The organism is Nocardia sp. NPDC050799 (genome assembly GCF_040654015.1).
GTDB lineage: Bacteria > Actinomycetota > Actinomycetes > Mycobacteriales > Mycobacteriaceae > Nocardia.
The window spans coordinates 30,315-54,486 of record NZ_JBFAHF010000012.1 but is presented as its reverse complement, the minus strand read 5'-3'; the positions used below and the strand labels follow the sequence as shown (position 1 = coordinate 54,486).

Annotated in this window: 28 protein-coding genes; 11 read left to right on the top strand and 17 right to left on the bottom strand. The window is 67.7% G+C overall.

What is annotated here, in order from left to right:
- Nucleotides 1-46: 46 nt before the first annotated feature.
- From AB0H42_RS14745 to AB0H42_RS14730, 4 genes are all read left to right on the top strand, one after another.
- Complete coding sequence (locus AB0H42_RS14745) at nt 47-625, top strand: DUF3558 domain-containing protein (RefSeq protein WP_357055271.1); 579 nt, start codon at nt 47-49, stop codon at nt 623-625.
- Between the two features lie 61 nt (nt 626-686).
- Complete coding sequence (locus AB0H42_RS14740) at nt 687-1,082, top strand: hypothetical protein (protein ID WP_357055268.1); 396 nt, start codon at nt 687-689, stop codon at nt 1,080-1,082.
- 2 nt (nt 1,083-1,084) lie between these two features.
- Nucleotides 1,085-2,353 (top strand): hypothetical protein, encoded by a 1,269-nt coding sequence (locus AB0H42_RS14735; RefSeq protein WP_357055265.1) that lies wholly within the window; start codon nt 1,085-1,087, stop codon nt 2,351-2,353.
- Nucleotides 2,350-3,201, top strand: a complete 852-nt coding sequence (locus tag AB0H42_RS14730; protein WP_357055262.1) for an ESX secretion-associated protein EspG — start codon at nt 2,350-2,352, stop codon at nt 3,199-3,201. The genes AB0H42_RS14735 and AB0H42_RS14730 overlap by 4 nt, the downstream gene beginning before the upstream one ends.
- A gap of 203 nt (nt 3,202-3,404) precedes the next feature.
- Here AB0H42_RS14730 and AB0H42_RS14725 read toward each other — a convergent pair whose 3' ends face one another.
- Both AB0H42_RS14725 and AB0H42_RS14720 read right to left on the bottom strand, forming a co-directional pair.
- On the bottom strand, nt 3,405-4,607 hold the full coding sequence (locus AB0H42_RS14725; RefSeq protein WP_357055259.1) for a cytochrome P450: 1,203 nt from the start codon (nt 4,605-4,607) through the stop codon (nt 3,405-3,407).
- 101 nt (nt 4,608-4,708) lie between these two features.
- Entirely contained in the window at nt 4,709-5,305 is a 597-nt protein-coding gene (locus tag AB0H42_RS14720) for a TetR family transcriptional regulator (RefSeq protein ID WP_357055256.1), read from the bottom strand.
- Between the two features lie 146 nt (nt 5,306-5,451).
- Here AB0H42_RS14720 and AB0H42_RS14715 point away from each other — a divergent pair, with 146 nt between their 5' ends.
- Nucleotides 5,452-5,844 (top strand): VOC family protein, encoded by a 393-nt coding sequence (locus AB0H42_RS14715; protein WP_357055253.1) that lies wholly within the window; start codon nt 5,452-5,454, stop codon nt 5,842-5,844.
- Nucleotides 5,845-5,979: 135 nt separating this feature from the next.
- On the opposite strand, the gene AB0H42_RS14710 is transcribed toward AB0H42_RS14715, so the two are convergent.
- Nucleotides 5,980-6,543: an NADAR family protein gene (locus AB0H42_RS14710; protein ID WP_357055250.1), complete on the bottom strand. Its 564-nt coding sequence runs from the start codon at nt 6,541-6,543 to the stop codon at nt 5,980-5,982.
- A gap of 172 nt (nt 6,544-6,715) precedes the next feature.
- Nucleotides 6,716-7,141, bottom strand: a complete 426-nt coding sequence (locus tag AB0H42_RS14705) for an Rv3235 family protein (RefSeq protein WP_357055248.1) — start codon at nt 7,139-7,141, stop codon at nt 6,716-6,718.
- 565 nt (nt 7,142-7,706) lie between these two features.
- Here AB0H42_RS14705 and AB0H42_RS14700 point away from each other — a divergent pair.
- The 3 genes from AB0H42_RS14700 (at nt 7,707) to AB0H42_RS14690 (ending at nt 9,715) form a co-directional block, all read left to right on the top strand.
- Entirely contained in the window at nt 7,707-8,411 is a 705-nt protein-coding gene (locus tag AB0H42_RS14700; protein WP_357055246.1) for a metal-dependent hydrolase, read from the top strand.
- A gap of 68 nt (nt 8,412-8,479) precedes the next feature.
- Nucleotides 8,480-8,827, top strand: coding sequence for a VIT1/CCC1 transporter family protein (locus tag AB0H42_RS14695; protein WP_357055243.1), 348 nt, complete (start codon nt 8,480-8,482; stop codon nt 8,825-8,827).
- Between the two features lie 81 nt (nt 8,828-8,908).
- Nucleotides 8,909-9,715: a hypothetical protein gene (locus AB0H42_RS14690; RefSeq protein ID WP_357055240.1), complete on the top strand. Its 807-nt coding sequence runs from the start codon at nt 8,909-8,911 to the stop codon at nt 9,713-9,715.
- 13 nt (nt 9,716-9,728) lie between these two features.
- Here AB0H42_RS14690 and AB0H42_RS14685 read toward each other — a convergent pair whose 3' ends face one another.
- The 9 genes from AB0H42_RS14685 to AB0H42_RS14645 all read right to left on the bottom strand — a co-directional run bounded on the left by AB0H42_RS14685 (nt 9,729) and on the right by AB0H42_RS14645 (nt 18,323).
- Nucleotides 9,729-10,685, bottom strand: a complete 957-nt coding sequence (locus tag AB0H42_RS14685) for an MlaD family protein (protein WP_357055237.1) — start codon at nt 10,683-10,685, stop codon at nt 9,729-9,731.
- Entirely contained in the window at nt 10,682-11,746 is a 1,065-nt protein-coding gene (locus tag AB0H42_RS14680) for an MlaD family protein (protein WP_357055234.1), read from the bottom strand. Before AB0H42_RS14680 ends, AB0H42_RS14685 begins: the two co-directional genes overlap by 4 nt.
- On the bottom strand, nt 11,743-12,843 hold the full coding sequence (locus tag AB0H42_RS14675) for an MlaD family protein (protein ID WP_357055231.1): 1,101 nt from the start codon (nt 12,841-12,843) through the stop codon (nt 11,743-11,745). The genes AB0H42_RS14680 and AB0H42_RS14675 overlap by 4 nt, the downstream gene beginning before the upstream one ends.
- Nucleotides 12,843-13,913 carry an MCE family protein gene (locus AB0H42_RS14670; RefSeq protein WP_357055228.1) on the bottom strand — a complete coding sequence of 357 codons (1,071 nt, stop codon included), beginning with the start codon at nt 13,911-13,913 and terminating at the stop codon, nt 12,843-12,845. The genes AB0H42_RS14675 and AB0H42_RS14670 overlap by 1 nt, the downstream gene beginning before the upstream one ends.
- Nucleotides 13,901-14,905 (bottom strand): MCE family protein, encoded by a 1,005-nt coding sequence (locus AB0H42_RS14665; RefSeq protein ID WP_357055226.1) that lies wholly within the window; start codon nt 14,903-14,905, stop codon nt 13,901-13,903. Before AB0H42_RS14665 ends, AB0H42_RS14670 begins: the two co-directional genes overlap by 13 nt.
- The gene (locus AB0H42_RS14660; protein ID WP_357055223.1) at nt 14,902-15,894 is read right to left on the bottom strand and encodes an MlaD family protein; all 993 of its coding nucleotides are present in this window, start codon (nt 15,892-15,894) and stop codon (nt 14,902-14,904) included. Before AB0H42_RS14660 ends, AB0H42_RS14665 begins: the two co-directional genes overlap by 4 nt.
- Nucleotides 15,895-15,900: 6 nt before the next feature.
- The gene (locus AB0H42_RS14655) at nt 15,901-16,767 is read right to left on the bottom strand and encodes an ABC transporter permease (protein WP_357055220.1); all 867 of its coding nucleotides are present in this window, start codon (nt 16,765-16,767) and stop codon (nt 15,901-15,903) included.
- Nucleotides 16,767-17,654 (bottom strand): ABC transporter permease, encoded by an 888-nt coding sequence (locus tag AB0H42_RS14650; RefSeq protein WP_357055218.1) that lies wholly within the window; start codon nt 17,652-17,654, stop codon nt 16,767-16,769. The genes AB0H42_RS14655 and AB0H42_RS14650 overlap by 1 nt, the downstream gene beginning before the upstream one ends.
- A 273-nt stretch (nt 17,655-17,927) precedes the next feature.
- On the bottom strand, nt 17,928-18,323 hold the full coding sequence (locus AB0H42_RS14645; protein WP_357055215.1) for a nitroreductase/quinone reductase family protein: 396 nt from the start codon (nt 18,321-18,323) through the stop codon (nt 17,928-17,930).
- A 105-nt stretch (nt 18,324-18,428) separates the two neighbouring features.
- Between AB0H42_RS14645 and AB0H42_RS14640 the strand changes: the two genes are divergently transcribed.
- From AB0H42_RS14640 to AB0H42_RS14630, 3 genes are all read left to right on the top strand, one after another.
- The gene (locus tag AB0H42_RS14640; RefSeq protein WP_357055212.1) at nt 18,429-19,106 is read left to right on the top strand and encodes a PhoU domain-containing protein; all 678 of its coding nucleotides are present in this window, start codon (nt 18,429-18,431) and stop codon (nt 19,104-19,106) included.
- A gap of 562 nt (nt 19,107-19,668) precedes the next feature.
- Nucleotides 19,669-20,457 (top strand): HNH endonuclease family protein, encoded by a 789-nt coding sequence (locus AB0H42_RS14635; protein ID WP_357055209.1) that lies wholly within the window; start codon nt 19,669-19,671, stop codon nt 20,455-20,457.
- A 35-nt stretch (nt 20,458-20,492) separates the two neighbouring features.
- Nucleotides 20,493-20,717, top strand: coding sequence for a hypothetical protein (locus AB0H42_RS14630; protein WP_357055206.1), 225 nt, complete (start codon nt 20,493-20,495; stop codon nt 20,715-20,717).
- A 52-nt stretch (nt 20,718-20,769) separates the two neighbouring features.
- On the opposite strand, the gene AB0H42_RS14625 is transcribed toward AB0H42_RS14630, so the two are convergent.
- From AB0H42_RS14625 to AB0H42_RS14610, 4 genes are all read right to left on the bottom strand, one after another.
- Nucleotides 20,770-21,978, bottom strand: a complete 1,209-nt coding sequence (locus tag AB0H42_RS14625) for an FAD-dependent monooxygenase (protein ID WP_357055203.1) — start codon at nt 21,976-21,978, stop codon at nt 20,770-20,772.
- A gap of 228 nt (nt 21,979-22,206) precedes the next feature.
- Complete coding sequence (locus tag AB0H42_RS14620) at nt 22,207-22,866, bottom strand: PadR family transcriptional regulator (RefSeq protein ID WP_357055200.1); 660 nt, start codon at nt 22,864-22,866, stop codon at nt 22,207-22,209.
- Between the two features lie 287 nt (nt 22,867-23,153).
- Nucleotides 23,154-23,492, bottom strand: coding sequence for an MmcQ/YjbR family DNA-binding protein (locus AB0H42_RS14615; RefSeq protein WP_357055197.1), 339 nt, complete (start codon nt 23,490-23,492; stop codon nt 23,154-23,156).
- A 102-nt stretch (nt 23,493-23,594) separates the two neighbouring features.
- A complete protein-coding gene (locus tag AB0H42_RS14610) occupies nt 23,595-24,170 on the bottom strand; it encodes an isochorismatase family protein (protein WP_357055194.1) in 576 nt (191 codons plus the stop codon).
- Between the last annotated feature and the right edge of the window lie 2 nt (nt 24,171-24,172).

Here is a 24,172-nt window from a genome sequence, read left to right as displayed (position 1 = left end):
GAGTTCGGGTCCGTGTGGAACGTTCACACGTTGTTGCAGGAGGGGCATGCACACCGCCGATAAGCGCCGGGCAGGGATCGCGGGTCACGCAGCACTTGCGGTGACAGTGATGTGCTTGACAGCCGGATGCGGCGTCACCGTCGAGGGCGAGTCCGCACAGGGGCAGTCCACCAGCAGTGGGCAGGCTTCCGTCGAATGGAATCCGTGCTCACAACTGTCAGAAGAGGCATTGCGAGCCGCCGGAGCCGATCCTTCGGAGAAGACCACGGCCTACGACGCGCCGGGCGATCAGGCGCTGTTCCGGGTCTGCGCCTGGGATTCACTCAACGGCCCCTATCATGTGGGTGTCGGTTCGACCACGCTCACCCAGGACGAGTGGTACGACAACACCGAAGTGACCGGCGTCAGCCCACGACAGGTCAACGGTAGGTCTGGCTTGACCTTCTATCCCGACAACGGCGACCAGCCCATCCGCCAGTGCTACGTCAGCTTGCCGACCACAGGCGCTTCGCTTTTCATCAACGTCGACTGGCAGTACAGCCAGCGCAGTTCGCTACCGGAGTCTCCACCATGTGAGTTGGCGGTTGAGGCTGCGCAAAAGCTCGAGCCCTATCTCCCGAAGTAACAACCTCGCGGGGGGAGAGATCGGTTCATATCAGCATCCAGCGAACGGGGGAGAGAACACCGTGGCAGAACAAGACACCACACAGGTCGCGATGCTGCAGCAATGGCAGAACTTGAAAACCCAGGCCGAAAACGGTCAGCTGCACATGGATACGGCGATCGTGGACAAATTGAAAGCCCGTTGTGACACCTTCATCGGTGACTTGGAAGACATGCTGAGCCAAGCCGGCTTCCTCGCCACGCTTTCTGGCTTCGGCACGCTGAAGTCCGCGGAAGCCCTGCATAAGAAGTTTGTGGCCAAGGCTGTCCAAGACACCGATTCTGCTTCCAACCGCCTGAAGACCGCGATAGACATAGTGATGCTGATGAAGGAGACCTTCGAGCTGTCGGCAGGTCGAGTCCTGGAAACCGACACTTCTACATCCAACGCGCTGGGCAATGCAGGAGCTGGAGCCTAGCGATGTCCAGTCTCTCGCAATGGCTCGGTTCGATTTTCGACGGGCCGAACCAAGCATCGAAGAACAAGTCCGATGACACGAGCCGGGCCGAAGCCCAGGACACTACCTGGAATCAAGACCGCACAGCCTTCGATGGAGAATGGTCCGGTCTGGTCAGTGAGTTCGGCGGCCAGTTCGCACCGCCCGCCATCCTGGAGAAAGACGGCTTCGCGGCCATGACCCATCAGCAGATCTGGGATGCGCTGGAATCCGTCAGCTCTACCACCATCAACGACTTCGCAACCGCCTGGCGCAACCTGACCGACAAGGCCCGCACCGCGAACAAGGAATTCCTCGACGGTGTCAACGCCGACCTGGAAGCCGGCTGGAACGGCCGGTCCGGCACGGCCGCCGTGAACGGCGTACGTGAGTTCAGCACCTCGTTCGATTCCTTGGCCGCGAGCTTCCAGATGGTGGCCCACGGCCTCGACCTGATGGAAGGCCATCTCGCCCAGGCCAAAGCATCCGTCGGGAAACCCGACAACGTGACCCTCGGCGACAAGGTCATCAATTCCCTGCCCCTCGGCGACACCTTCAAGAGCCCGCAGTACCGGGCCGACGAAGCCCAGGAAACCGCCCGCTGGGTGATGACCACCTATTACGAGCCCGGCGCCACCGATGTGGACAGCAAGACTCCTGTGCTGCCCGAGCCGAAGAAGACCGTCGACGACGGCAGCAACCCACCCCCGCAGCCGGTGCAGCCGACCGGCGGGCCGGCGCAGACGGCGGGCCCGACCACGCAGCCGCAGGACACCACCACCGACGACGGCACGCAGACCGAGGACGGCACCCAGGATCCGTCGGCCGAGCCGGAGGATCCGCAGGCCACCGAGCCGCAGACCACGACGCCGCAGTCGACCGCGCCGAAGACGCCGACCTCCCCCGCGCTCACCACCGGCGCCCCGACCGGCACCACACCGGGCAGCCCGTCGGGGTCGCCATCCGGATCTCCTGCCGGTACGCCCCAGACCACCACTCCGTTCGTCCCGGGGCAGACCGTGCAGGGCGCGCCGCAGACCACGACCGGAAGTGCGGCCGCGGCCTCGACCGCTGCGTCCACTCGTGCCGGGCGCAGCGGTATGCCGGGCATGATGTCGCCGGGGGCGCGCGGTAACAAGGGCGATGATGACGATGAGCACAAGACTCCGGACTACCTGGTGTACGACCGGGGTAGTGAACTGCTCGGCACCCAGCCGCCGGCGCTGCCGCCGGGTGGAGTGATCGGCGGGTGAACGACGCGCAGTGGCGGCTGGACGGGGAGATGTTCGCGCAGGCCGTCCGGGCGTTCGGCCGGGACCGATTGCCCTACCCGATCCGCGTACTGCCGCTCGGCCCCACCGAGACGCCGCCGACGTCGGATGAGTACGAGCAGGTCCGGCTGGCGGCGGCCCGGCGGCTGGCGGACCTGGCGGACGAACGGTTGTTCCGCGCCCTGGAAACTCTGCTGGAACCGCAGGTTCGCCTCGAGATCCACGGCATCTACGACCGCGGATTCGACCGGGTGGTGCGCATGCACGCGGGTGTGCGCGGACAGTCCGCCACGCTCGCTGTCCAGGCGCCCGGCCCGACAAAGGAATACGGCGGCGATGTCCTGCTGCACATCGTGCCCGACCGGCAGCTGGCGGCCCGGATCGTCGCGTACCTGCCGCGCTGTGCCGCTGGGAGGTATCCCACGGTCCACGGTGTGCGCGCCGATATCGGGAAGATCGAGTACTCCCGCCATCCCACCCGGATGTCGCGGACCGAGGAGATCAGCCGGATCATCCGGCGCCCGCGGTCGGGGATCGGCGAGATCGGGGTGTTCGCGGGCCCGGCGATCGACTCCCGGCCCACCGGCAACCCGCACGGTTTCCATTGGATGGACTATCTGCCGGAGGACGGCCGCTATCTGCTGATCAACCACACGAAAGAGGAATTCACTCTCGCACCGGGCCCGCCCGAGGAGATCACGCGGCGTCTCCAGCAGGCCATCGCGACCGTCCGGCCGACCGCGGCCTCGTCACCCGGCGTCCGCCGGGACGCGGCCGACGGAGACGACGACTACTACCGGCAACGCAACGAACGCGGCTGGACGACCTGACCTGGTCCCGTCGCAAAACATCGGGACTTCACATCGGTCGCGCGGCGGCCGTCAGGCACGGCATCCTGCGCGACACCACGAACCAGATGCACAATCCGGCGCCGTCGTTCCGCTTCGTGCTGGTGGCATTGATCGTCGGCGAGATCGGCGGATTCGCAGTACTACTCGCCGATTCGCCGCCGGCGAACTCTGCTGAGCGGGCTTCACCACTCCACGAGCAGCTGTTTCGGGCCGCGGACCAGCAGACCCGACTTCCACGGAATCTCGTCGAGCGGCCGCGACAGCCGCAACGACGGGAAACGTTCCAGCAGTGCCTCCAGCGCGACCTGGAGTTCGACGCGGGCCAGTTGCGCCCCCAGGCAGTGGTGCGCGCCGTAGCCGAAGGCCACGTGCGGATTGCGCTGCCGGGTGAGGTCCAGTGATTCGGGATCCTCGAAAACGACCTCGTCGCGGTTGGCGGCCTGGGTGTTCACGAAAACCGAATCCCCGGCCCGCACCGTCACGCCGCTGAGCACCACGTCCTCGGTGGCCACCCGGGGTTGCCCGGCACCGGCGCCTAGCTGCACGTAGCGCAGCAGTTCCTCCACCGCGCCCGGAATCAGCTCGGGCTCCGCGCGCAGCAGCTCCCAATACTCGCGCTGGGTGAGCAGCACATAGGTGAAATTGGCGATCTGGTTGGCGGTGGTCTCATGGCCCGCGATGAGCAGGCCGACGCCGAGGTTCACCAGTTCCCGTTCGCTGAGGCGGTCTTCTTCGTCGCGGGCGGCGACCAGCGCGCCGAGCAGATCGTCGGTGGGTCGCTGCCGGCGCTCGGCGACCACCTCGGCGAGGTAGGTCTCCAGCGAATCCCGGGCACTCTCGATCTGTTCCCGGGTGTAGGCCGTGGTGGATAGGATCGCGTCGGAGAAATCGCGGAACCGGTGCTGGTCACGCGGGGGCACCCCGAGCATCTCGCAGATCACGGTGACCGGTAGCGGCAGCGCGAAACCTTCCACCAGATCGGCGGGCGCACCGGCCTGTTCGAGTGCGGTGAGTTTCTCGTCGACGATCGCGCGGGTGCGCGGACGGAGTTCGGCGACCCGGCGGCCGGTGAACGCCTTCGCCACCAGCTTCCGCAACCGGCTGTGCTCGGGCGGGTCCATGCTCAGCAGGGAATCGGGGCGGACGGGCGCCGGAGTGGCGCGCGGCAGATCCTCCCGGCCAACGGTCGCCGCACGGCTGAACCGAGGGTCGGCGAGGACCAGTTTGACGTCCTCGTATCGGGTGACCAGCCAGCCTTCGCCGCCATAGGGGAGTTCGACCCGGCAGACCGGCTCTTCACGGCGCAGTTTTGTGAACAGCGGATCCATCTCGAGGCGAACCGGTTCTCCGAAGGGGTACCGACGCACCTCGGTGTTCACGGTCATACGGTCTCCCTTTCCCGACGCCGGCGGCTTCAGCTTGTAAGCGATTGCTTACTTAGTCAGGGTAAGGGTTTCTGTGAGGGGGCGTCAATGACGTAACAGCGTTACGCCGGAGGGAATCTCGTATCGTTGCGCTCCAGCAGCACTTCCGCCGCCCGCAGCACATGACCGGCGACCTGCACCGGATCCGCACTGTGCAACGGCTCCCGGTGCAGCACGGATCGAACCAGCCCGATTCCCAGCAGCCAGGCCAACAGGAGATCCGCGCGCAACTCCCCGTCGCCACCGTCGGTGAGGGTCGACAGCGCCCGGATGTACTCCTCCCCCAACTCCCGGCGGATCACCGACGCGCCTTCTTCGTGTCCGCTGGAACGCAACGCCGCCTGTAACCAATTACCCGGCGAGACAGTCTCGCTCGGCTCCAGCGCGCGCTCCAGCAACCGCGACAGCAAGGCCTCCACCGGCCCGGCGTCGAGCACCGAACGCCCGCGATCGGTCATCGTCGCCCGGAAGAGTTCGTCCTTGTTCCCGAAATACCGGAAGAGCAGTGCCTGATTCACCCCGGCACGGGTGGCGATATCGCGTACGGTGGCGCGCTCGTAACCCCGTTCGGCGAACAATTCCTGGGCCGCCGCGAGAATCGCGGCACGCGTGGCCGAGGAATCCCGTCGACGACCGACCAACTCGTTTCCGCTGACCATGCACCCTCCGCTCCGCGTGCCATCTGGAAGAGCAGCGTAAGGCACACCGGATCGGACAAAGCGGGCGCCCAGCAACGCCCCCGCACACCACCCCTGCGCAACACACCCTGGACGCGAGCCGGACAGGGCTTTACGCTCGGATGACCATGCCGGAACTCCTCGGGATCAACCATCTGACCCTGTCCACGACGGACCTGGACCAGCTCGTGGCGTACTACACCGGAGTGCTCGGGGCACGGCTGTCCTTCGAGCGTCCCGCCTCGGGCACCCACCCTCGTATCGCGGTCCTCGACGTCGGGGGCGCCGACCACCTGGCGATCGTCGAGACCACGACCGGTCCGGCCACCGACCTCGACCCGCTCGGCCGGGCCGGTTGGGGTCTGCGCCTGGCGACCTACGCCCAGCTGTGCGAGGTCCGCGAACGGATCATGGGTGCCGGGCTCCCGGCCGGACCGATCGAGACACTCCCCACCCAGTGGACGATGACGGCCCAGGACCCGGACGGCCGCCCGGTCGATATCCGGGCCCACCGCCCCTGAGCCGCGGTCCCGGCACCGTCACGCCGTTCCGCGCCGATACGCCCGGCCCCACCGAGCGCACCGCTCACCTCCAGGGGCGTCGAAAGGCTTCAGCACGTCGCCCCCACCGGCCTGGTTCGTCCTGGTCCGAAGCTTTCACCCGACCAGCTGTCCACGCAACGCCGATCGTGTCTCCATGAGGGCGAACCCGAGCAGGTTCAGCCCCTTCCACCGCGTAGGGTCCTCCGCACCCGGGTCGTCCGCCGCCAGCCCGATACCCCAGACCCGGTCCACCGGGCTTGCCTCGACCAGCACCCGATCCCCGGTGTTCAGCAGGAAACGCCCCAGCGGCTCGTGCTGACCGAACTTCGCGATATTGCCCGCGACGACGATTCCGAATCGATGCAGGTCCCACAACTCCTCGTCGAAACCGCCGATCCGCCGCCCCAACGACTTCGCCTCCCCGGGGCTGCCCGCCTCCAGTATCTCCGCGGCGATCGCCCCGTCGTCGAACAGCATCGCTTTCCGCCACATCATGTAATGCTCGGCCGTCGGAAAGACGTTTCCGTCGACCGTGAATTCCGCCGGCCACCACTGGCTGAGGCAACCGGCACCGGCCGACCCGTCGCTACGGGGGCGATGGCCCCAGAACGGCAGATACTTCACCCGGCCGCCATCGGCCACGATATGGATCAACTCACTGACACTCCGTGCCGTCATCCGGTCAACCCTGCCCGAAACATGTGGACAGCGCATCCGGCTTTGGATCGGCCGCAGTCGTCCCGGAGTGAAGTCTCCGGGCGATCGAGGAGCGCCACCCCGGCCGCGGATACGCACCCGAACGGGCCCCTCCGCTTCGTTCACGGGCCCCCGGCGCAGGCCACGGGCGGTTTCACAGGATGCGCAGCGCGGTCACCTTCCAGGGTGTGGTGCTGCCGCGCTCGATACGCCCGGCGAGGACCAGGCGGCGTGGACCACGCTGGTAGGTGGCCACCATCTCCGCCGCCCGCTCCTCCACCTGGAACAACCGCACAGTGCCGGGCACGGCCGAGCCGAGGGTCCGGCCGGGGGCGTGATCGCCTGCCACCAGGGAGCCGATGGCGCAGAGCGGCCCGGGTGTGCACAGGGCGGTGAGCTGCGCGACCGGGCGCCGGCGGTCGAGTACCTCGAGCAGGATCCGGACCGAGGTGGTGGCGAAGGCCCGGGCACCGGCGGGTTCCGGGTTCCGGGACGTGTCGTGACCGGCACGCTGGGCTCGCCGGATACCCGCGGGGGCACTGTGGTTGCGCCGGAGGGTCTTCCGATCCGGGCGGGTCACGCAGCCCCGGACGGACGACGCCTGGTGCGTAACGAGATCATCGGCTCTCGTCCCCACCGGGGCGCACGGTTCCGAGGCCGGGTCGGAATCGAGCACTGTCGCGAGCCGGCTCCGGGCGGGCTCGGCGACCGCGTCTCCGGGAGGCGCTGGTGGCGGGACCGCGGCCCCGGAAGCGGCCGCCCGCTGCCGATGTCCCACGGCCGGGCCTTCGGCACACACCCGATCAACCCCCGGAGGGGCACCGGTTCGCGCACACGACCGGCGCACCGGCGGTTCGTATCCCGGCACCGGATGGAGAACCGGCTGGAATTCACACATTTCTACGCCCCCCTTTGCGAAACGGATCGCCCCCACGACGTTTCCCTCCGCGACAGCATCGCACCTCCGGGCGCGGCAGTACAGACGATCATCGGATCTTGCACCGGAAACCCGGTCGAGGCGGCGTGTTCCCGGACCCGCCGGCGATGCGGCGAGTCGTGCGCACTACGCGCTGGTCCGAGGTGTCGGAATCGATTGCTAACTTGAACGCTACCGTTCGTTCGCTTTTCAGATATCGGGAGAGTTAGTGCTCGGCCATTCCCACGCCACCAGCGGCGCGCTCGCGTTCGTCACCGCCGCCACCATCGTCCCGACTCCGGTGATGGAGGTGGTGCAGGGGCCGGTGGAGATCAGCGCGCTCGAACTCGTTCTGGGAGCGTTGATCACGGCGGGCGCGGCATTGCTCCCCGATATCGATCACCCGAACGGCACCATCGCGCAATCGCTCGGGCCGGTGAGCAACGTGCTCGCGAAGGGGGTTTCGGTGGTGTCCGGCGGACACCGCAAAGGGACGCACGGCTTGCTGTTCATCCTGCTCGCCGGGTGGGCGACCTGGGCCGGGGTGCACCATCTCGGCCGGTATTTCACCCTGAGCATGATCTTCGTGATGCTCGCCTTCGGGGTGCGGGCGCTGCACCTGACGCCCAAGGGCGATTCCCTGCGCGCCTACGGCATGTGTGTGCTGCTGGCCGGCGGCGGCACCGTGCTGATGGACCGCTGGCTACCGGACGCGCCCTACTGGCTACCGTTCGCGATCGGGCTGGGGACGCTCATCCATATCGTCGGCGACTGCCTCACCGATCGGGGCTGTCCGCTGCTGTGGCCGCTGAAGCCCCGGCTGGCGTTGCCGATCATCTCCCGGACCGGGAACAAGGTGGAGACCTGGGTACTGACCCCGCTGATGGGCCTGGTCACGGTCGGGTTACTGTACGTCTACGCAGTGCCCAACTAGTCCGTGCGCAATCGACACACAGGCACCGAGCCTGTCCTCACCTGCGCATATGCGCATAGTGTGCGGCCATGACCGAGGCAGCGGAGGACCAGTACCTCCCGCAGACCGGACTGGCGGCGAAACTCAATTGGCTGCGGGCCGGAGTGCTGGGCGCCAACGACGGGATCGTCTCGACCGCGGGTCTCGTGGTGGGGGTCGCGGCCGCGTCGTCGAATACCGACGCGATTCTCACCGCGGGTATCGCGGGCATCAGCGCGGGCGCCATTTCCATGGCGCTGGCGCTCACCGGTTCGATCAGTGCCGGGCTCGGTGGTAGCAGCCGGCCACGTGCGATGGCCCGGGTGGTGATCGGTGGTGCGCTGGCGATGGCGGTCACCTACGGGATCGGCAAGCTCGCGGACGTCACCGGTATTTGAGCTGCCGCGAATTCTGTTGCCGGAGAGTAATTCCAGTCAAGTGAACCAGCGCCGATTCGGATATTTTGCTGTACTTGGCGGGTGAGTTCTCTTTTCGCCGTATTGCCCGCGGCCGGTATCGAGTCGGCCGCACAGGCTTACGAGCGTTATCGGTCCCTGGCCGGCGCACCCGAGCCGACCCCGCCGCTGCAAACGGTGGGCGTCGTGTGCACGCTGATCCACCGCTCCGGAACCGGGTTGCGGGTGCATCGGCGCCCGGATGCCCGCGGGGCACTGCTGGAGGCCACCGTGGATGATCGTTTCGACTGTCTGCGCGCACTGCTGGCCCTCACCGCCGACCGCGATCTGGCCGTGCTCGATGTCGCCACCCGCCGCTTCTACAATCCGCGGGGAGCCGCCCGGGTCCCGGTGACCGCGGGCGATTTCCGGCTGCCCTATCTCACCGAGAGCATTCTCGACGAGATTCTGGAGACTCCGCCGGATCCGCGCGACCCGGCCCTGAAGGTGATCCGCGCCCCCATGTGCCATATTCGGGCGCGCCGACTACCGGAGGGGATATTCGAGCTCGAACATCGCGACCTCGACGCGTTCTTCCAGCTCTACACCGACGACGCCATCCTGGTGCGCAAGACGATCTGGGCCTGGGCGACCGATGATCCGTGGTGGCAGCAGGCCATCGCCTGGCAGCCGATCGACGCCCCGGATCCGAGACGCCGCCGCCCGCCCGAGGACGATATCGATTCCATTCTGGCCGAGCTACGGCAGATGGCCAAGGAGACACCGTTCGAACTCGGCGCGCTGAACTTGATCTCGGCCCTGGGCGATGTCGACAACCAGGCCCAGGCCATCCTGGACCGCGCGAATATGGACGCCCCGGACCAGCCCTGAACCACCGGTCCGGTTACTTGACCCCGACCCGCAGCCGCACCGAATCGTCGGTGGTGCTCTGCAGCGCCTGGCCGATCAGACTGCCGATATCCAGCTGCGGCACGGCGCCGTTCAGCGCTTCGGTGAGTGGCACCAGCCCGGGTTGCAGGGCGGCCAGTTCGGGGCCGGCCTCGTCGAGGAACTCACGCAGCCGCTGGAGCAGCGATACCAGGCCGTCGTCGCGCAGATACATCTCCGGTGAGCCCTCGGCGCCGGTGAACCGGCCCACCGCTTCGGCGAAATCATCGAGTACTTCGGCGAACCGGGTGAATTCGGTGGCCGCGGCCGAGGTGGCCGGGCCGGACCAGTCGCTGTCCGCGGCGGCGGTCTCGAAATTGTCGAGTAGTTCGGCGATGCGCGGTTCCCGGGACATGATCGTGGCCGCCAGCAGATCGGCGGCGCGGGTGAGTTCGGGCAGCGCCGCGTCGGTGCCGTGCAGGGCATCGCGCAGGGTCCGCACCAGCGATCCCATGGTCGCCGGGTCGAGCTGGTTCATGGTCCGGGTCACCATCCGCGCGGCTTCCGGAATCGACAGCGGGCTGTGCACGTCCTCCGATTCCAGCCGTTGCCCGTCGCGCAGGTACGGGCCCGCCCCGGTCTCGGGCGCGAACTGCACATAGGGTTCCCCGAGCGCCGAGAGATGTTCGACGGTGACGACGCTGTCGGTGGGTAGGCGATGGGAATCGTCTACCCGGAAACCGACTTCCACGCCGTCGGCGACGCGGTCCACCGAGGTCACCCGGCCGACCTCGATACCGGTGAGCAGCACCGGTGAACCCACTCCGAGCCCGCCGGAATTGGCGAGGACCAGCGAGGCGGTCAGGTACTCGGTGAACGGGTCCGCGCGCACCACACCGAAGGTCAGATAGCTCGCGCCGAGCACGGTGATGGTCGCGATACCGCCCAGCGAGGCCAATGGCCCGATCTTCATCGCACGGCTCCGATCATGCGCAGGGTTTCGATGATCCGGTTCACCTGGTCGTCCGCGGACATATCGCCGGCGCGCACCGAGCGCAGGTTCACCTGGGGCCCGTTCTCCACGAACGGGATGACCTTGTCCCGCAGCAGTGCGACCAGCAGGTTCAGGTTCGAGGGCTGCCGCAGATCCAGCGGTCCGCCGGTCACCAGTGGAACCAGTGCCGCCGCGGCCGCCCCGCCGGACTGCGCGAGCGGCGCCAGCCAGGTCAGCGATCCGCCCACCGGACCCAGCCCGCCGAAGATCTCGGTCACCCCGGCGATGGATTCGGTGGCGGCGCTCATCTGCCGCACCGACTCCGGACGCAGGATATTGTCCAGCTCGTCCTGGATTCCGTGCATCACCTCGGCATTCGACGCGACGCCGTACAGCAGCAGATCCACCTGGTCCAAGTGCGCGGCCAGGTCGACCGCATCGGTCGCGAGAACCTGCGCGATCCGCTTCGTCTCCGCCGGATCCTGGGGCAGCACCGAGTTGACGCGGTTCACGATGTCCTGCAACTGCCCCACCGACCCGCTGTTCACGAAGAACGCGATGGCGGCCATGGTGTCCTCGAGCTGGACCGGCGGCCGGGTGTGGTCCCGGGTGATGGTGTCGCCGGGGCGCAGCAGCGTGCCGTATCCGTCGGGCGGGGTGGTCAGCGCGATATGGATATCGCCGAGCACGGTGTTCTGCCGGAGTTCGGCGAGGGTGGTGGCCGGTAGCTCGACCGAATCCTCGACTTCGATATCGACGGCCACGTATCCCGGGCCCGCCGCGTCACCGGGTATCACCTCGACCCTGTCCACATTGCCCACCTGGGCGCCGTTGGCGATCACCTTGGCCCGGGCGGGCAGATTCAGCACATTGGTGAACTCGACCCGCAGCCGGTAGCTGTCCCCCGCGACCGTGGCGCCGGGCACCGGAATCTCGGAGGGGTCGAACGCGCAGGCCGACACGCCCAACGCCGCCACCAGGCCGCACGCGGCCAGCCCGCGCCGCAGGCGGGTGAGGTCCACCGTGATCCGCGCGGTCATCGAGCACCCACCGATCCCAGCACCAGCCGTGTCAGATCCAGATCGACCATGCCGCCGGCGGCGCCGGCGCAGCGGCCGGGCGAGACCGCGTTCACCGCCGCGCACACCTGCTCGGCGTTCGCCTGCGGGACGGCCACCCGCGGGGGCGCGTAGGTGAGCCCGGACGCCCCGCTCGCCGGATCGGTAACCGTCCGGAACGCCGAGACCAGCACCGGCGTGGTGCGCACGATCTCGCCGAGCGACCCGACATTCGCGCGCAGCAGCTTCACCAGTGGTACCAGGCCGTCGAGCGAAGCCATGAGCGGGTCGGCCAGGATCACGGTGAGATCGTTGAGGGCGGGCAGGATTTCGCCCAGCCCGTCGAACAGCGCGATACCGGGGGTGAGCAGTTCGGTGTGCGCCTGGTTCAGGGTCGGGGCCAGCCGGGTCAGCATCAGTTTCAGATCACCCCAGTGTTCGGCCACCCTGTTGGATACCGATGCGTAGGCGTCGAAGATGCCGGCCAAGTGGGCGATATCGGCGTCCGGTGATTCCAGGACCCGGCCCAGCTGACCGATCAGATGGTTGATCTGGGGCCCGGCACCGGCCGAGGCCGTGTCCAGCGCGTCCAGACCACCGGCCAGGGCGTTCGGCCGGGTTTCGGTGCCGCCGATCTGATCGGACAGTTCCGCGAGCGCGGTGACGGTCTGGGTCAGGCTCTTCGGTGTGAGGGTTTTGGTCACACACTGCCCGGGATCCCATTCCTCCATGGTCTTCCCGCTGGACAGCACCGCCAGCTCGCGGTCGGCGACCACGGTGTTGGACACCGTGGTGGCGCCGGAGTCGGCGTAGAGCGGATGGTCGGCGTCGACCTCGAAATCCACACGCACTTTCGCGCCCGCCGGCGCGATACCGGTCACCGTACCGACCGCGATACCCCGCATCGAGACCTGGTTGCCCTGGTAGAGGCCGATACTGTCCGGCATGAGCGCGCAGTACGCGCGGGTCTGCTTCAGCGGTTCGAACGCGATCACATAGGCCGCGGTCACCGCCAGCACCAGCACCACTGCCCCGGCGATCGACATGAGCGCCGGCGATCCGAGCACTTTCCGCACCATCAGCACGCCTTCCCGGGCAGCGGGACACAGACGAGCGCACCGAAGTTCAGCTCCGGAGCGGTCACCGTGGTCCCCGACCGATCGATCCGCACCCCGCCGTCCGGACCGGTCAGCTCACGCAGTTTCGTGCCCAGGCGCTGCGCCGAAACGATCATGGGCTCCAACTGGTTGCCGTACTCCTGCAGACGGGGCAGGGCGTCGGCCAGCTGCTGGACCTTCGGCCGCAGGGTGTCGTTCCAAGCCGGCGCCAGCGCGCTCACCCGCTGCACCACCGAACTCAGCAGTGCCAGCGCCTGCCGCAGTTCGGCGCGTTTGTCCAGCAGAACCGTTTCCATGAGGTTGACGTTGTCCATCAGACGGCCCAGATCCGTTTTCGCGCCGTCGTACATGGTGACGTACTCGTCCGCGGTCGCGATGGCGTTCGACACCTGGGTGCGCTGGCGTTCGATGGCGTCCAGATAACTGCCGACCGTATCCAGCACGCTGCGCAGCGATTCCGGCGCGGCGTCGATGGAGGTGTCGAGCGCGGCGAGATTGCGGCGCAGGGTGTCGCCGTCGGTTTCGCGCAGCGGGGTGGTGGCGTCCTGGAAGGTTTCCAGCAGGCTGTAGGGCAGCCGGACCCGGTCGGCGGGAATCGGTTCGTCCCCCAGCTCCTCGCTACCCGCCGGGAACAGCGCCACATAGTGGCCGCCGACCAGGGTCAGCATCCGAATATCGAGGGAGCTGCGGTCGCCCACGAACACGTCCCGGTCCACGGTGAACCGCATGAGCACACGGTCCGGCCGCAGATCCAGCGATGTCACCTCGCCCACCGGCACGCCGGCCAGGCGGATGTCGTCGCCGGGTTTCACCGATTGCGCCTCGTCGAGTTCGGCGGTGTAGGTCAGCTTCCCCAGCGGTACCACGTACAGCGCCCCGACGGCCACCGCCAGCACCGCCACCGCGCACACTCCGATCACGCCCAGCCGCAGCTGTTTGCGCAGCGTGGTCGGTTCGTCGGTGATCGGCTGGTCGCGGTCGAACCAGCGGCCCATTGCCGCTGTCCACGTCCCGGGTTTCACCCGTTGCATATCGCCACCCGCTGTCCGCCGATCAGCACCCGCACCGGAGCCGGTACCTCGGCCGTGCCTTTACTGCACTCCGGCCGGAAGCCCGCCGGGGTCCAGGGGAAGGAGGTGTCCACCGCGGCCAGCAACCCGGGCAGGCGGCCGAAGACATCGACGGCCTGCCGCGGGTCGGGGAACAGGGCGCGGATCATGGCGTCGATATCGGGACCCATCTCCGGGGTCAGTCCGGCCGCGGCCAGCAGCCGGTCCACCGGTTCGAGCACCGAGGGCGCGCTCATCGCGAAATCGGCCAGCCCGCCGACATTGCGCTGGAGGGCCTGAAAGATATCGGTGAGCCGGGCCAGCAGCGGCACCAGATGGTAGAGGCGGCCACCCACCCGGTCGGACAGATCCGACATGTTCCGGACCAGGGTGCCGATCACCTGCTGCCGGTCACCCACGTACTCGCTCAGTGTGCCGATGGCGTCCAGGGCGGGCCCGATACCGGCGCCGTCGCCCTCGATCACCGCGAGCAGGCTCTCGGTCAGCTGGTTGAGGGCCGCCGGCGAGAGCGTCGCCAGCACCGGCTGCAGACCGTTGAACAGGCTGGTCACATCGAACGACGGGATGGTCTGTTCCGGGCCGATGGTCGATCCGTCGTCGAGCCGGATACCGGCGTTCGGCTGCTGTTGCAGGTCGATATAGCGCTGACCGGTGAGGTTCTGGTATCGGATGGCCAGGGTGCTGTTGTCGTAGACCGGGGTGTCGGTGGTGACGGTCAGGCGGACCTTCGCCCGGTCGCCCTCCAGCGTCACGGCCTCCACCTTGCCGACCTGCACCCCGAACATCCGGACGTCGTCACCGGTCTTCAAACCGTTGGCATCGGTGAACAGCGCGTGATGAATTTCGGTCTCGCCGTCCACGGGTCGTTCGATGGCACCGATCACCAGCGCCAGCACCACACCCATCACCCCGGCGAAGAGGGCCAGCCGCCAGGCGGCGCGGCGTGCGGTCATCGCGCACCTCCCAGCTCCACATCCAGATCGAGCACCGGCCCGTCGGGACCTTCCTTGAACGCGACACCCAGACGGGTGAGCAGGGTGCGCAGATCGGCGGCGGACTGTCGCGGGTCCGGTACGGCCAGCGCCAGCAGGTTCAGGGTCGGCGCGAGCGCGTCGGTGTACCCGGACAGCTGCCCGGCGCTGTGCGCGGTGGCGGCCAGACCCGGCAGGATATCGCCGGTGAGTGCCTTCACACCCGCGTCGTAGTCGGCGCGGTCGGTGCGCAGCACATCGATATCGACGAGCTGGTCGAGCACCTCGATGGTGGCGCCCGCGAACCGGCCGCCGCCCTCGAATGCCGGACCCAGCCGCCCGAGGAGTTCGTTCGCCGGCATCGACTGATGGTCGGCGATCACCCGGCCCGCGGTGATCAGCGCCTCGGCCAGCGGAGTGAACGCCTTCACATCGGCGGCCGCCTGCGAGATCACCATGGCCATATCGGGTGTGAACACCGTGTCACCGGTCTGCGAGAGGCTGCGTAGCAGCGCCCCCATGGTCGCGTCGTACACATCGGCGGCCCGGCGACCGGTCAGCTCGACCACCGCGCCGGCTTCCAGGGGCGCACCGCCCGCGCCCGGCCGCAGTTCGATCTCGCTGATACCGAACAGGTTGGCGGGCGCGTAGTCGACCAGCATGCTGTCGTCGATGCCGTGCAGGCGGTCGCGGTCCAGGGTCAGCCCGATCTCCTGGGTGCCCCGCCCGGCGGGCGCGATATCGGTGACCGAACCGACCTGGACACCGTCGATCCGCACCAGCGTCCCGGCCACCACACCGTCCCCGATCTGTTCGGTCCGCAGCGTGATCCGCAATCCGTCGTCGGCGGTCAGCTCCCGGTACCCGTACCCGGCCAGGGCGAGCATCACCACGAGCGCGACCACGACGGCGCCGACCCGCCGCGCACTGCGCGGATCGGCGGCGACCCCGGGCATTCCGTACTTCGGCATCTGTCCCTATCCCGTGAAGCTGATCGCCGAGTCGAATCCCCACAGCAGGAGGGTGAGCACCATATCGATGGCGATGATGGCGACGAAACTGGCGCGCACGGCCCGGCCCGAGGCGATACCGACCCCTTCGGGGCCGCCGGTGGCGAAGAAGCCGTAATAGCTGTGCACGCAGATCACCACGATGCCGAACACAGCGACCTTCACCGTCGCCGCGACGATGTCGAATCCGGCGATGAACTGGAAGAAATAGTGGTCGTAGACGCCGGCGGACTGGCCGTGCACCAGGGTGATCAGGCCGCGGCAGGCGAAATACGAACCGATCAGCGCGATCAGGAAGGTCGGCACGATGGCGATGGCCCCGGCGATGACCCGGGTGGTCACCACGAACGGTACCGACCGCAGACCCAGTGCCTCGATGGCGTCGATCTCCTCGGAGATCCGCATGGCACCGATCTCCGCGGTGATCCGGCAGCCGGCCTGCGCGGCGAACCCCACCGCGGCGGCGATGGGGGCCAGCTCGCGCGTGGTCGCGAACGCCGAGACGATACCGGTCACCGGGCCCATTCCCAGCATGTCCAGGGTGGCGAACGATTCCACGCCGATCGACGCGCCGATCACCAGGCCCAGCACGATCATCATGGGCACGGTCCCGCCGCCGACGATCACCGAACCGCGGCCCCAGGTCATATCGGTGATGACGCGCAAGGTCTCACCCCGATAGCGTTTCAACGCCAGCGGGATCGAGGACAGCACCTGCCAGCAGAACACCATCACGAAACCGAGCGAATCGACCGCGCCCAGGATCCGGCTGCCGCGCCGGAAATACCGCGCCAGGAAGCCGAGCCCCTTCGGGGCGTAGGAGGTCGCGGCCATCACGCCAGCCTGGTCGGGAGGAACATGGCGGTCACCTGGGTCATGGCCAGATTCACGGTGACGATCGATACCACCGACAGCACCACCGCGGCGTTCACCGCGTCGGCGACACCGCGCGGCCCGCCCTTGGCCTCCACACCGCGCTGGCAGGCGATGATCACCACCAGGAAGCCGAAAATGAGGGCCTTGAGCAATGAGACCCACACGTCGGCGGCGGTGGTGAAGGAGCCGAAGGTCGCCCAGTAGGAACCGGGCGTCACGCCCTGCCCGCCGATCGCTACCAGGTATCCGGCGATAACGCCGACGAAGATCACCAGGATATTGAGCAGCGGCGCGACCAGCAGCATCGCCACCATCCGGGGTATCACCAGCCGGTGCACCGGGCTGATACCCATGGTGCGCAGGGCGTCGATCTCCTCGCGGATCGTCCGGGCGCCGAGGTCGGCCGCGATGGCCGCGGCACCCGCGCCGCCGAGCAGGAATCCGGTGGCCATGGGCGCGCCCTGTTTGATGACGCCGAGGCCGCCGGTGGCGCCGAGCAGTGAATCGGCGCCGAGGTTGTGGATGAGATTGCCGACCTGCACCGAGACGATCACCCCGAACGGGATCGCCATCAGGATCGCCGGGAAGGCGGTGACCGTGACCAGCCGCCACGCCTGGGTCAGCATCTCCTGCCACTGGAACCGGCCGCGCGCCACATCCGACGCCGCGCCGGTCACCGAGTCCCGGGCCATGCCGACCGCGCGGCCGAAGGTGCGCAGCGAGGACACAACGGTGCCCGAGAAATTCTGCTGGACGATTTTTCGCGCGGAGGGTTTTCGCGAGAGTTCGGCGGAATCGGATCGGGCCGCCGAATCGATCGCCGCGGTATGGCGCTCGGAGTTCATGGCCGAGATCCAGGTACCGCTCCCGCGGGACGGATTGTTGCGAAATTCATGCGTGTGATCTCTCCGGTCCGGCATCGATGCCAACGGAGAGGAAGCTAATCGTTACGCACGGTGACGGACAAATCCGCGCTGGTGTGACAGTGAACACGACAAAGAGGCGGTATGTATCAATTTGTGCAGACGATGCGATCCGTCACGCGAATATTCACAGAAAATTAGAACGCGTTTCACCGAATGATCCGGTGCGGTGCGCACAAATATTCGCGAATATCCTCAGCCGTCCAAATCGACGCGAATCGTCAGCAGATCGGTACCCATGACCCGCACCGCGGCACTGTTGCCGCGCGGTAGCGAAGACAACCTGCGCACCGGGTCGTCATCGGGCAGCAGGTGCGCGGTGCCGGGCAGCCATTCGCCGCGCAACCGCACCCGGACCCGGCTGTCCGCGCGGATATTGCGCACATAGTCCGAACGGTCCCCGAACTCCGAGACGAACCAGAACTCGTTACCGGTCCGCCGGCCGCCGACCGGCACGACCCGGGGTGCCCCGCTCACCCGGCCCGTGGTCTCCAGCAACTGCTGCGCCGACCGCTTCCGGTTCAGCGGATTGGCCACATGCCGCTGAAAAGTGGTGACAATGCGATGTTTCATACGCCGCATATCGGTCATGTGGCGACGGTAACACCGGCGCCCGCGACGCGCCCGCAAAACAACCGGCCGAAGGAATCGCCGGTTCATTCGACCGGAGCGCGCGCCATGGGCGACAATTCCCCCGTGCGAACTCAGTTCACCAACGAGCTCGTCGCGTTGACCGCGGATCTGACACAGATGTGCCGTATCACCCATGAAGCGGCCGAACGTGTGACCGATGCCGTCGTCGGGGCCGACCTCGCCGCGACCTACGAGGTCTTCGCCCTCGATGAACGACTCCAGACGATGTACGGCGCCTGCGAAGCGCGCACCGTCGTGCTCCTGGCGCTACAGGCACCGGTCGCCCGCGATCTACGCCATGTGGTGACCGCGATCCAGATCGCGGGTGAACTGTCCCGGATCGGCCGGCTGTTCAGCCGGGTGGCCGATCAGGTGTACCGAACCCATCCCGACCCCATCGCCCCGCCGCCGGTCCTCGACGTCCTGGCGCAGATGGCCGGCCTCACCGCGGAATGCACCGCCCGGGCCCAGCGCGCCGTCACCCGAGGCCGGCACACCCCCGCCGAGGACACCGGCGCGGACACCATGCAGGCACTGAACCAGAAACTGCACAACGCGCTGTCCACGACCGGGAACACCACCACCGGAACCACGATCAGGCTGGCCCTCATCGGTCACAAACTGGCCAGGACCCTGGACCACACCGAGCGCATCGAGCGGTTGATCCATTTCCTGGACACCGGCGTCCCGCCGACTGCCCAGATCCTCCCCGACGACGAGGACGCCGACATCGCGGAATGACCCCCCGATCCACCCCGCGACCCGGCTCGCTCCCAATCATGGGAATTCCCTATGCTTTTCACCTGACGGCGGATCGGCGTACACCGGGAGCCGGAATACCGGCCGACGGCCGGACACCTACAGCTTCATATCGAGAACCGGCCGGATCTTATCCGGCCCCCAGAACGTCACGGCGAGCGTACCGGTGCGGAAAGACCTCGGGTCTACCCCTCATCAAGCCCCGCGGTGTGTCGTGATCGCCGGTCCGGACAACCGGCTCGCGACTCGCACCGGATTCAACGCCCTCGCTCGTGACACGCCCACCCCCGAGTCGGCGCCGGCACGGCGACTCGGGGGTGGTGCTTTTCCAGACGGAAGAGGAATACCCCGCTCCCGCATCGGGTACTCCCGCCCGGGTATGCCGAATCTCACACCGGACAGTAGCTTTCGGTTAGCTGACCGGCCGGTAGCTTGACGCTCGGCACATCCCGGTACCTCGGCAAGGAATCTCGTTGAAGCGCACAGCAAATGAACACGAAGCGGGCCGCGCGCCCCTCCCCCATCGATTCGCGGAGGTCCGGCGATGAACTCGCTGCTTTCTGCCCTGCCCGCCCCGGCCCGCAGGTTCGCCACCCTCGTCGTCCCCGTGCTGATCGCGATAGCCCTGGTCGCGGGCTTTCTCCTGCAGGGCTGTAGTCCCAGCCCGACCGATCCCGCCGCCGGCGCCGCGAAATCGGTCGCCGGTACCGCCGCCGAAATACGGTCCGCGCTCGACAAGTTGCCAGTGAAGGCCGAGGTCGGAATGGCCGGGTACAGCCGGGAGAAGTTCCCGCACTGGGACAACAACGAACCCGAACACGGCTTCGGCCCGGAATTCGCCCAATACCTCAAATGCACCACCCGCGAGGTGATGATGCTGCGCGACGCCACCGGCGAGGTGAGCCTCGATCCGAAGACCTGCGATCTGAAGATCGGCACAGGCGGCGGCTGGCAGGACGCCTACGGCGTCATGGACCGCAAGACCGGGAAGCTCCAGCCGTACAAGTTCATCGTCGAGGCCAAGAGTGTCGACGCCGAGCACATCGTGCCGCTCGCCGAGGCCTGGCGGTCGGGTGCCAAGGACCTCGACACCGACACCCGGCGCCGGATCGCCAACGACGCGCTGAACCTCATCGCCTCCGATCCGTCGGCCAACCGTTCCAAAGGCGACCAGGACGCGGCGCACTATCTGCCGCCGGGAAGTTTCCGGTGTGGCTATATCTCGCATTATGTGCAGGTCAAGCTAAAGTACGGCCTGAGCGTTGACCCAGAGGAACAGACCGCACTGCGCACCGCGGTGGACGACTGCGTCGAACGGGGTGAGTTCAAATAGCCGAAGTCATCGAGTTACCCGCCTCGGCATCGGTGATGACCCGCGAAGAGGGCACCATCTCCGGCGATCTCGACATCACCCTCGATCCCGGGGGTTTCGGTCTCGTCCGCTACCGGGAGACCGAGGGCTGGTACACGATCGGCAATCTGGACGACGACGAGCCGCGCACCTGGAAATCGGTCGCGGAACTCGAGGAAGCGATAGTGAAGGGCATCGGGGCCCGCGACGCCGCGGGAAACACGATCCCCTTCGAATGCTGACGACCGACCGCACGGCCCGGCGGCGAGACACCCTCGCCGCCGGGCCGTTCGGCTACCGGGCCGAGGCCGGGGTGCGGCGCACCGGCTCGTCCCAGGTGATCCGGTAGCGCTGCTCGGTGGCGACCGTCTTCTCCGGTTTCATCACCGTGCGCGCCAGGACGGGCATCAGCCACTGCATCATCCTGCGGGCCACCGGTCCGGGCGTCTTACTGTGATTGATCTTCGCCGCGCGCGCGGCCACACCTTCCACCCGGGTGCGGCGCAGCGTCTCGTAGGCCGCGAACGCCTCGGCCGGCTCGGCAATGTCCCGCAGGCACCGAGCCAGTTCGATCGCGCTCTCGATCGCCAGCGACGCACCTTGCCCGGAACTGTTCGACGGCGCGTGCACCGCGTCGCCCACCAGTACCATTCGCCCCCGGTACCAGTGCGGAACCGGCGGCATGATGTGCAACGCGCCCACGGTTTCCAGCTGGTCGGCGGTGGTGGCCCGGGCCAGTTGGCCACCCGGGGTGTCGTCGCCGTAGGTTTCGCGCAGCACCTCCAGCCAGTGTTCGGCCGGAATCCGGCGCGCGTCGGTGAGTGAGAGATATTCGTCGCTGGGCAGATTCGCGCCCCAGCCGATCCGGCCGGGACCGACGCTCCAGTACAGGTAGTAGGCCCGGGAACCGTAGGCGAAAACGATGGTGTCGGGTTCGATATCGACCGCGCAGTCCACTGTCGCGCCGAACCCGAGCATCCCGGTGTATTCGGGGCCCGGCGCCGCCGGATCGATCAGCCCGCGCACGGTGGAGCGGATACCGTCCGCGCCGATGAGCACATCGGCGGTGGCGGTGCTGCCGTCGGCGAACCGGGCGAGCACGCCGTCGGCGGTCTGCTCCGCCGATTCGAGCCGCTTGCCGAATTCGACCGGCACCCCGGCGGCCACCGCCCGCTCGTGCAGGGTGCGGTGCAGTTCCCCGCGATCAACCAGTTGCAGCGGCGGCTGATCCCCCAGCACGGGCATGGACAGCAGCTTTCCGCCGACCGACAGCGACATCCGCGGGACGGGTACCGCGATATCGCGGACCGCGTTCCCGGCGCCGATCACATCCAGGGCGGCGACACCGTTCGGTGCCAGGGCCAGGCCGCTGCCGATCGTGTACGCGGGGCTCGGATACGCCTCGTAGACGCGGGCCTCGATACCCGCTTTGTGCAGTGCGGTGGCCACCACGGGCCCCGCGATTCCGCCGCCGATCACCAGGGCGGTCGCTGTTGCGGACATGGGAGTACTCCTCGGGAGTTCGAATCGACGCCGCCGACCCGCGGCGGCACGGTCCGGGACCCTCGTGGTCCGGACCGTTTCCTTGCCGAACCACCCCGTCGTCCACCTACCCGGTTATCCTGTGTTCTGCCAAACTCGTGGCCGGGTGTGCGTCCGCGCGGGCACGGTCCGAGACGGTGATCCGAGCTCGATGGTGGTGTTGCCGCACCTCCATCGAGCCCGGTTGGTTCACTGATCCGTCGTGCTATCAGCCCCCTCCACGTACGCGCGAGCACGCCCGCTGTCCACACCCGGCCCGTTCCGGTGCCAGGCCCGCCATTCCGCCAGATCGGGGAAGGTTCCCTCGACCAGCTCGGCGCGCAACGCCCTGGTCCACTCCGCCTCGGCCTCGAGCACGGTGAGCCCGTACTCGGATTCGATCAGGAAGAGCCGGGGCAAGGTGCCGGCGAGCTGGGCGAACTCCGCGCGCACCTGCGCGATCTGCTCGTCCAGTACGGCCAGCCGGCGGCCCAGCAGCTCGGCCACGTCATCCGGCGGCAGCACCGCCAGAATCGACAGGCCCGCGACGAACCGGCCGCGCTCGGGTTCCGGTTCCGCGATCAGTTCCCGGGTCCAGTCCACGAGTTCGCGACGTCCGGCCGCGGTGATCCGATAGATCACCCGCTCCGGCCGCGCCCCCTCCCGCTCGCTGCCCACCACCTCGAGAAAACCGGCCTTCGCCAGGTTCTGCACAACCGTGTACAGCGACCCCCATTTGATATCGATGTCCCGGTCTTTGCCGTATTCACGCAGCCGTGCCGCGATCTGATACCGGTGCATGGCTTCGTCCTGCATCACCGCGAGCACCGCGAGGGCCAGCAGATTGCCGACCTTGCGCTTCTTCGCCATACACCCTCCTTACTCGCCTACGAATATACGCGGACGAGTATATGCACGACAAGAGCTCGATCCGTGTCGTCCGATCCGAAACATCGAATGCCCACGTAACCCCGCGCGTCGAGTTTTGCGAGACACCTCGAAGGGTTGAGGCCCCCTTGGTCTCAACCCCGCGCCGCCGGAGGCGGCGCCAAAAAACACAGCACCTTCACGCGTAAGCCCACATCGCTCTACCTTCCCGAGCAAACCCACACCGAACATCGCGATATCGAAGGCAGCGCGCACCGGACACTCCGGCCCTATGAAACCCCCGCCGCGAGGCTTTCCGGCGCCGCCAGCCGCCACGAATCCAGGATTATGTCGCGCATCTCGTCCAGGTCGTCCAGCGCCGCGAGCCGTACCCGGACCCACGGGTTGTTGGCCTCGTGCCCGGCAATCCAGAACTTGTCCGGTTCGGCCTGTACCAGTTCGTCCCGGTCGACGACCGGGCAGCGCACCGCCATCGAGGTCTCGTCCTCGGGCAGGGTGAGGAACAGCCGGCGCTCCACCTTGAAAATCGGCATGCCCCAAGCGAATTCTTCGGTCGTGGCCGGGAGGGCCAGGGCGTAGGAGCGGACATCGTCCCCGGTGGCGATCATGACGGTGATTGTGCCCGGCGCCGGTGACAAGTGCACCCGTCGTGGGACCGTTCGCACACCCCGGAGCCGGCTTCCGCGCAGCCGAAGATCATGGGAGCGGTCTCAGGCGCCGGCCCTGACCACGGCGCCGGAGAGCTCGACCCCTGCCCGGTTCAGTTCGTCCAGGGCTTTCTCGACAGTCGCCGACGCGACGCCGGCGGTGAGACCGAGCAGGATCCGCGTGGTGAAACCGGCGGCGACGGCATCCAGCGCGGTCGCCCGGACACAGTGGTCGGTGGCGATACCCGCGATATCGACCGCGGCGATATCGCGGGCGCGTAACCACTCGGTCAGGGTTTCTCCGGCGGTCGACGCGCCCTCGAATCCCGAGTAGGCCGCCGAGTACTCGCCCTTGGAGAAGACCTCCTGCACCGCGGCGGTATCGAATTGCGGATGGAAATCGGCTCCCGGGGTGCCGACCCGGCAGTGCGGCGGCCAGCTGTCCAGATAGTCGGGTGCCTCGGAGAAATGGGCGCCCGGGTCGATGTGGTAATCGCGGGTGGCCACCACCGCGTCGTACCGGTTCTCGGCCAGATATGCGCTGATCAACTCCGCGACGCGGGCGCCACCCGATACGGCAAGCGAACCGCCCTCGCAGAAATCGTTCTGCACATCCACCACGATCAGCGCGCGTTTCATAA

Excerpts from the sequence above, each read along its gene's own strand:
- AB0H42_RS14620 (WP_357055200.1), bottom strand. The coding sequence starts at position 22,866 with ATGGCGAAGAAGCGCAAGGTCGGCAATCTGCTGGCCCTCGCGGTGCTC.
- AB0H42_RS14720 (WP_357055256.1), bottom strand. The coding sequence starts at position 5,305 with ATGGTCAGCGGAAACGAGTTGGTCGGTCGTCGACGGGATTCCTCGGCC.
- AB0H42_RS14660 (WP_357055223.1), bottom strand. The coding sequence starts at position 15,894 with ATGCCGAAGTACGGAATGCCCGGGGTCGCCGCCGATCCGCGCAGTGCG.
- AB0H42_RS14630 (WP_357055206.1), top strand. The coding sequence starts at position 20,493 with ATGACCCGCGAAGAGGGCACCATCTCCGGCGATCTCGACATCACCCTC.
- AB0H42_RS14655 (WP_357055220.1), bottom strand. The coding sequence starts at position 16,767 with ATGGCCGCGACCTCCTACGCCCCGAAGGGGCTCGGCTTCCTGGCGCGG.
- AB0H42_RS14725 (WP_357055259.1), bottom strand. The coding sequence starts at position 4,607 with ATGACCGTGAACACCGAGGTGCGTCGGTACCCCTTCGGAGAACCGGTT.
- AB0H42_RS14665 (WP_357055226.1), bottom strand. The coding sequence starts at position 14,905 with ATGACCGCACGCCGCGCCGCCTGGCGGCTGGCCCTCTTCGCCGGGGTG.
- AB0H42_RS14675 (WP_357055231.1), bottom strand. The coding sequence starts at position 12,843 with ATGGTGCGGAAAGTGCTCGGATCGCCGGCGCTCATGTCGATCGCCGGG.
- AB0H42_RS14685 (WP_357055237.1), bottom strand. The coding sequence starts at position 10,685 with ATGAAGATCGGGCCATTGGCCTCGCTGGGCGGTATCGCGACCATCACC.
- AB0H42_RS14745 (WP_357055271.1), top strand. The coding sequence starts at position 47 with ATGCACACCGCCGATAAGCGCCGGGCAGGGATCGCGGGTCACGCAGCA.
- AB0H42_RS14635 (WP_357055209.1), top strand. The coding sequence starts at position 19,669 with ATGAACTCGCTGCTTTCTGCCCTGCCCGCCCCGGCCCGCAGGTTCGCC.
- AB0H42_RS14735 (WP_357055265.1), top strand. The coding sequence starts at position 1,085 with ATGTCCAGTCTCTCGCAATGGCTCGGTTCGATTTTCGACGGGCCGAAC.
- AB0H42_RS14645 (WP_357055215.1), bottom strand. The coding sequence starts at position 18,323 with ATGACCGATATGCGGCGTATGAAACATCGCATTGTCACCACTTTTCAG.
- AB0H42_RS14625 (WP_357055203.1), bottom strand. The coding sequence starts at position 21,978 with ATGTCCGCAACAGCGACCGCCCTGGTGATCGGCGGCGGAATCGCGGGG.
- AB0H42_RS14710 (WP_357055250.1), bottom strand. The coding sequence starts at position 6,543 with ATGACGGCACGGAGTGTCAGTGAGTTGATCCATATCGTGGCCGATGGC.
- AB0H42_RS14715 (WP_357055253.1), top strand. The coding sequence starts at position 5,452 with ATGCCGGAACTCCTCGGGATCAACCATCTGACCCTGTCCACGACGGAC.
- AB0H42_RS14615 (WP_357055197.1), bottom strand. The coding sequence starts at position 23,492 with ATGATCGCCACCGGGGACGATGTCCGCTCCTACGCCCTGGCCCTCCCG.
- AB0H42_RS14670 (WP_357055228.1), bottom strand. The coding sequence starts at position 13,913 with ATGCAACGGGTGAAACCCGGGACGTGGACAGCGGCAATGGGCCGCTGG.
- AB0H42_RS14650 (WP_357055218.1), bottom strand. The coding sequence starts at position 17,654 with ATGAACTCCGAGCGCCATACCGCGGCGATCGATTCGGCGGCCCGATCC.
- AB0H42_RS14610 (WP_357055194.1), bottom strand. The coding sequence starts at position 24,170 with ATGAAACGCGCGCTGATCGTGGTGGATGTGCAGAACGATTTCTGCGAG.
- AB0H42_RS14695 (WP_357055243.1), top strand. The coding sequence starts at position 8,480 with ATGACCGAGGCAGCGGAGGACCAGTACCTCCCGCAGACCGGACTGGCG.
- AB0H42_RS14680 (WP_357055234.1), bottom strand. The coding sequence starts at position 11,746 with ATGACCGCGCGGATCACGGTGGACCTCACCCGCCTGCGGCGCGGGCTG.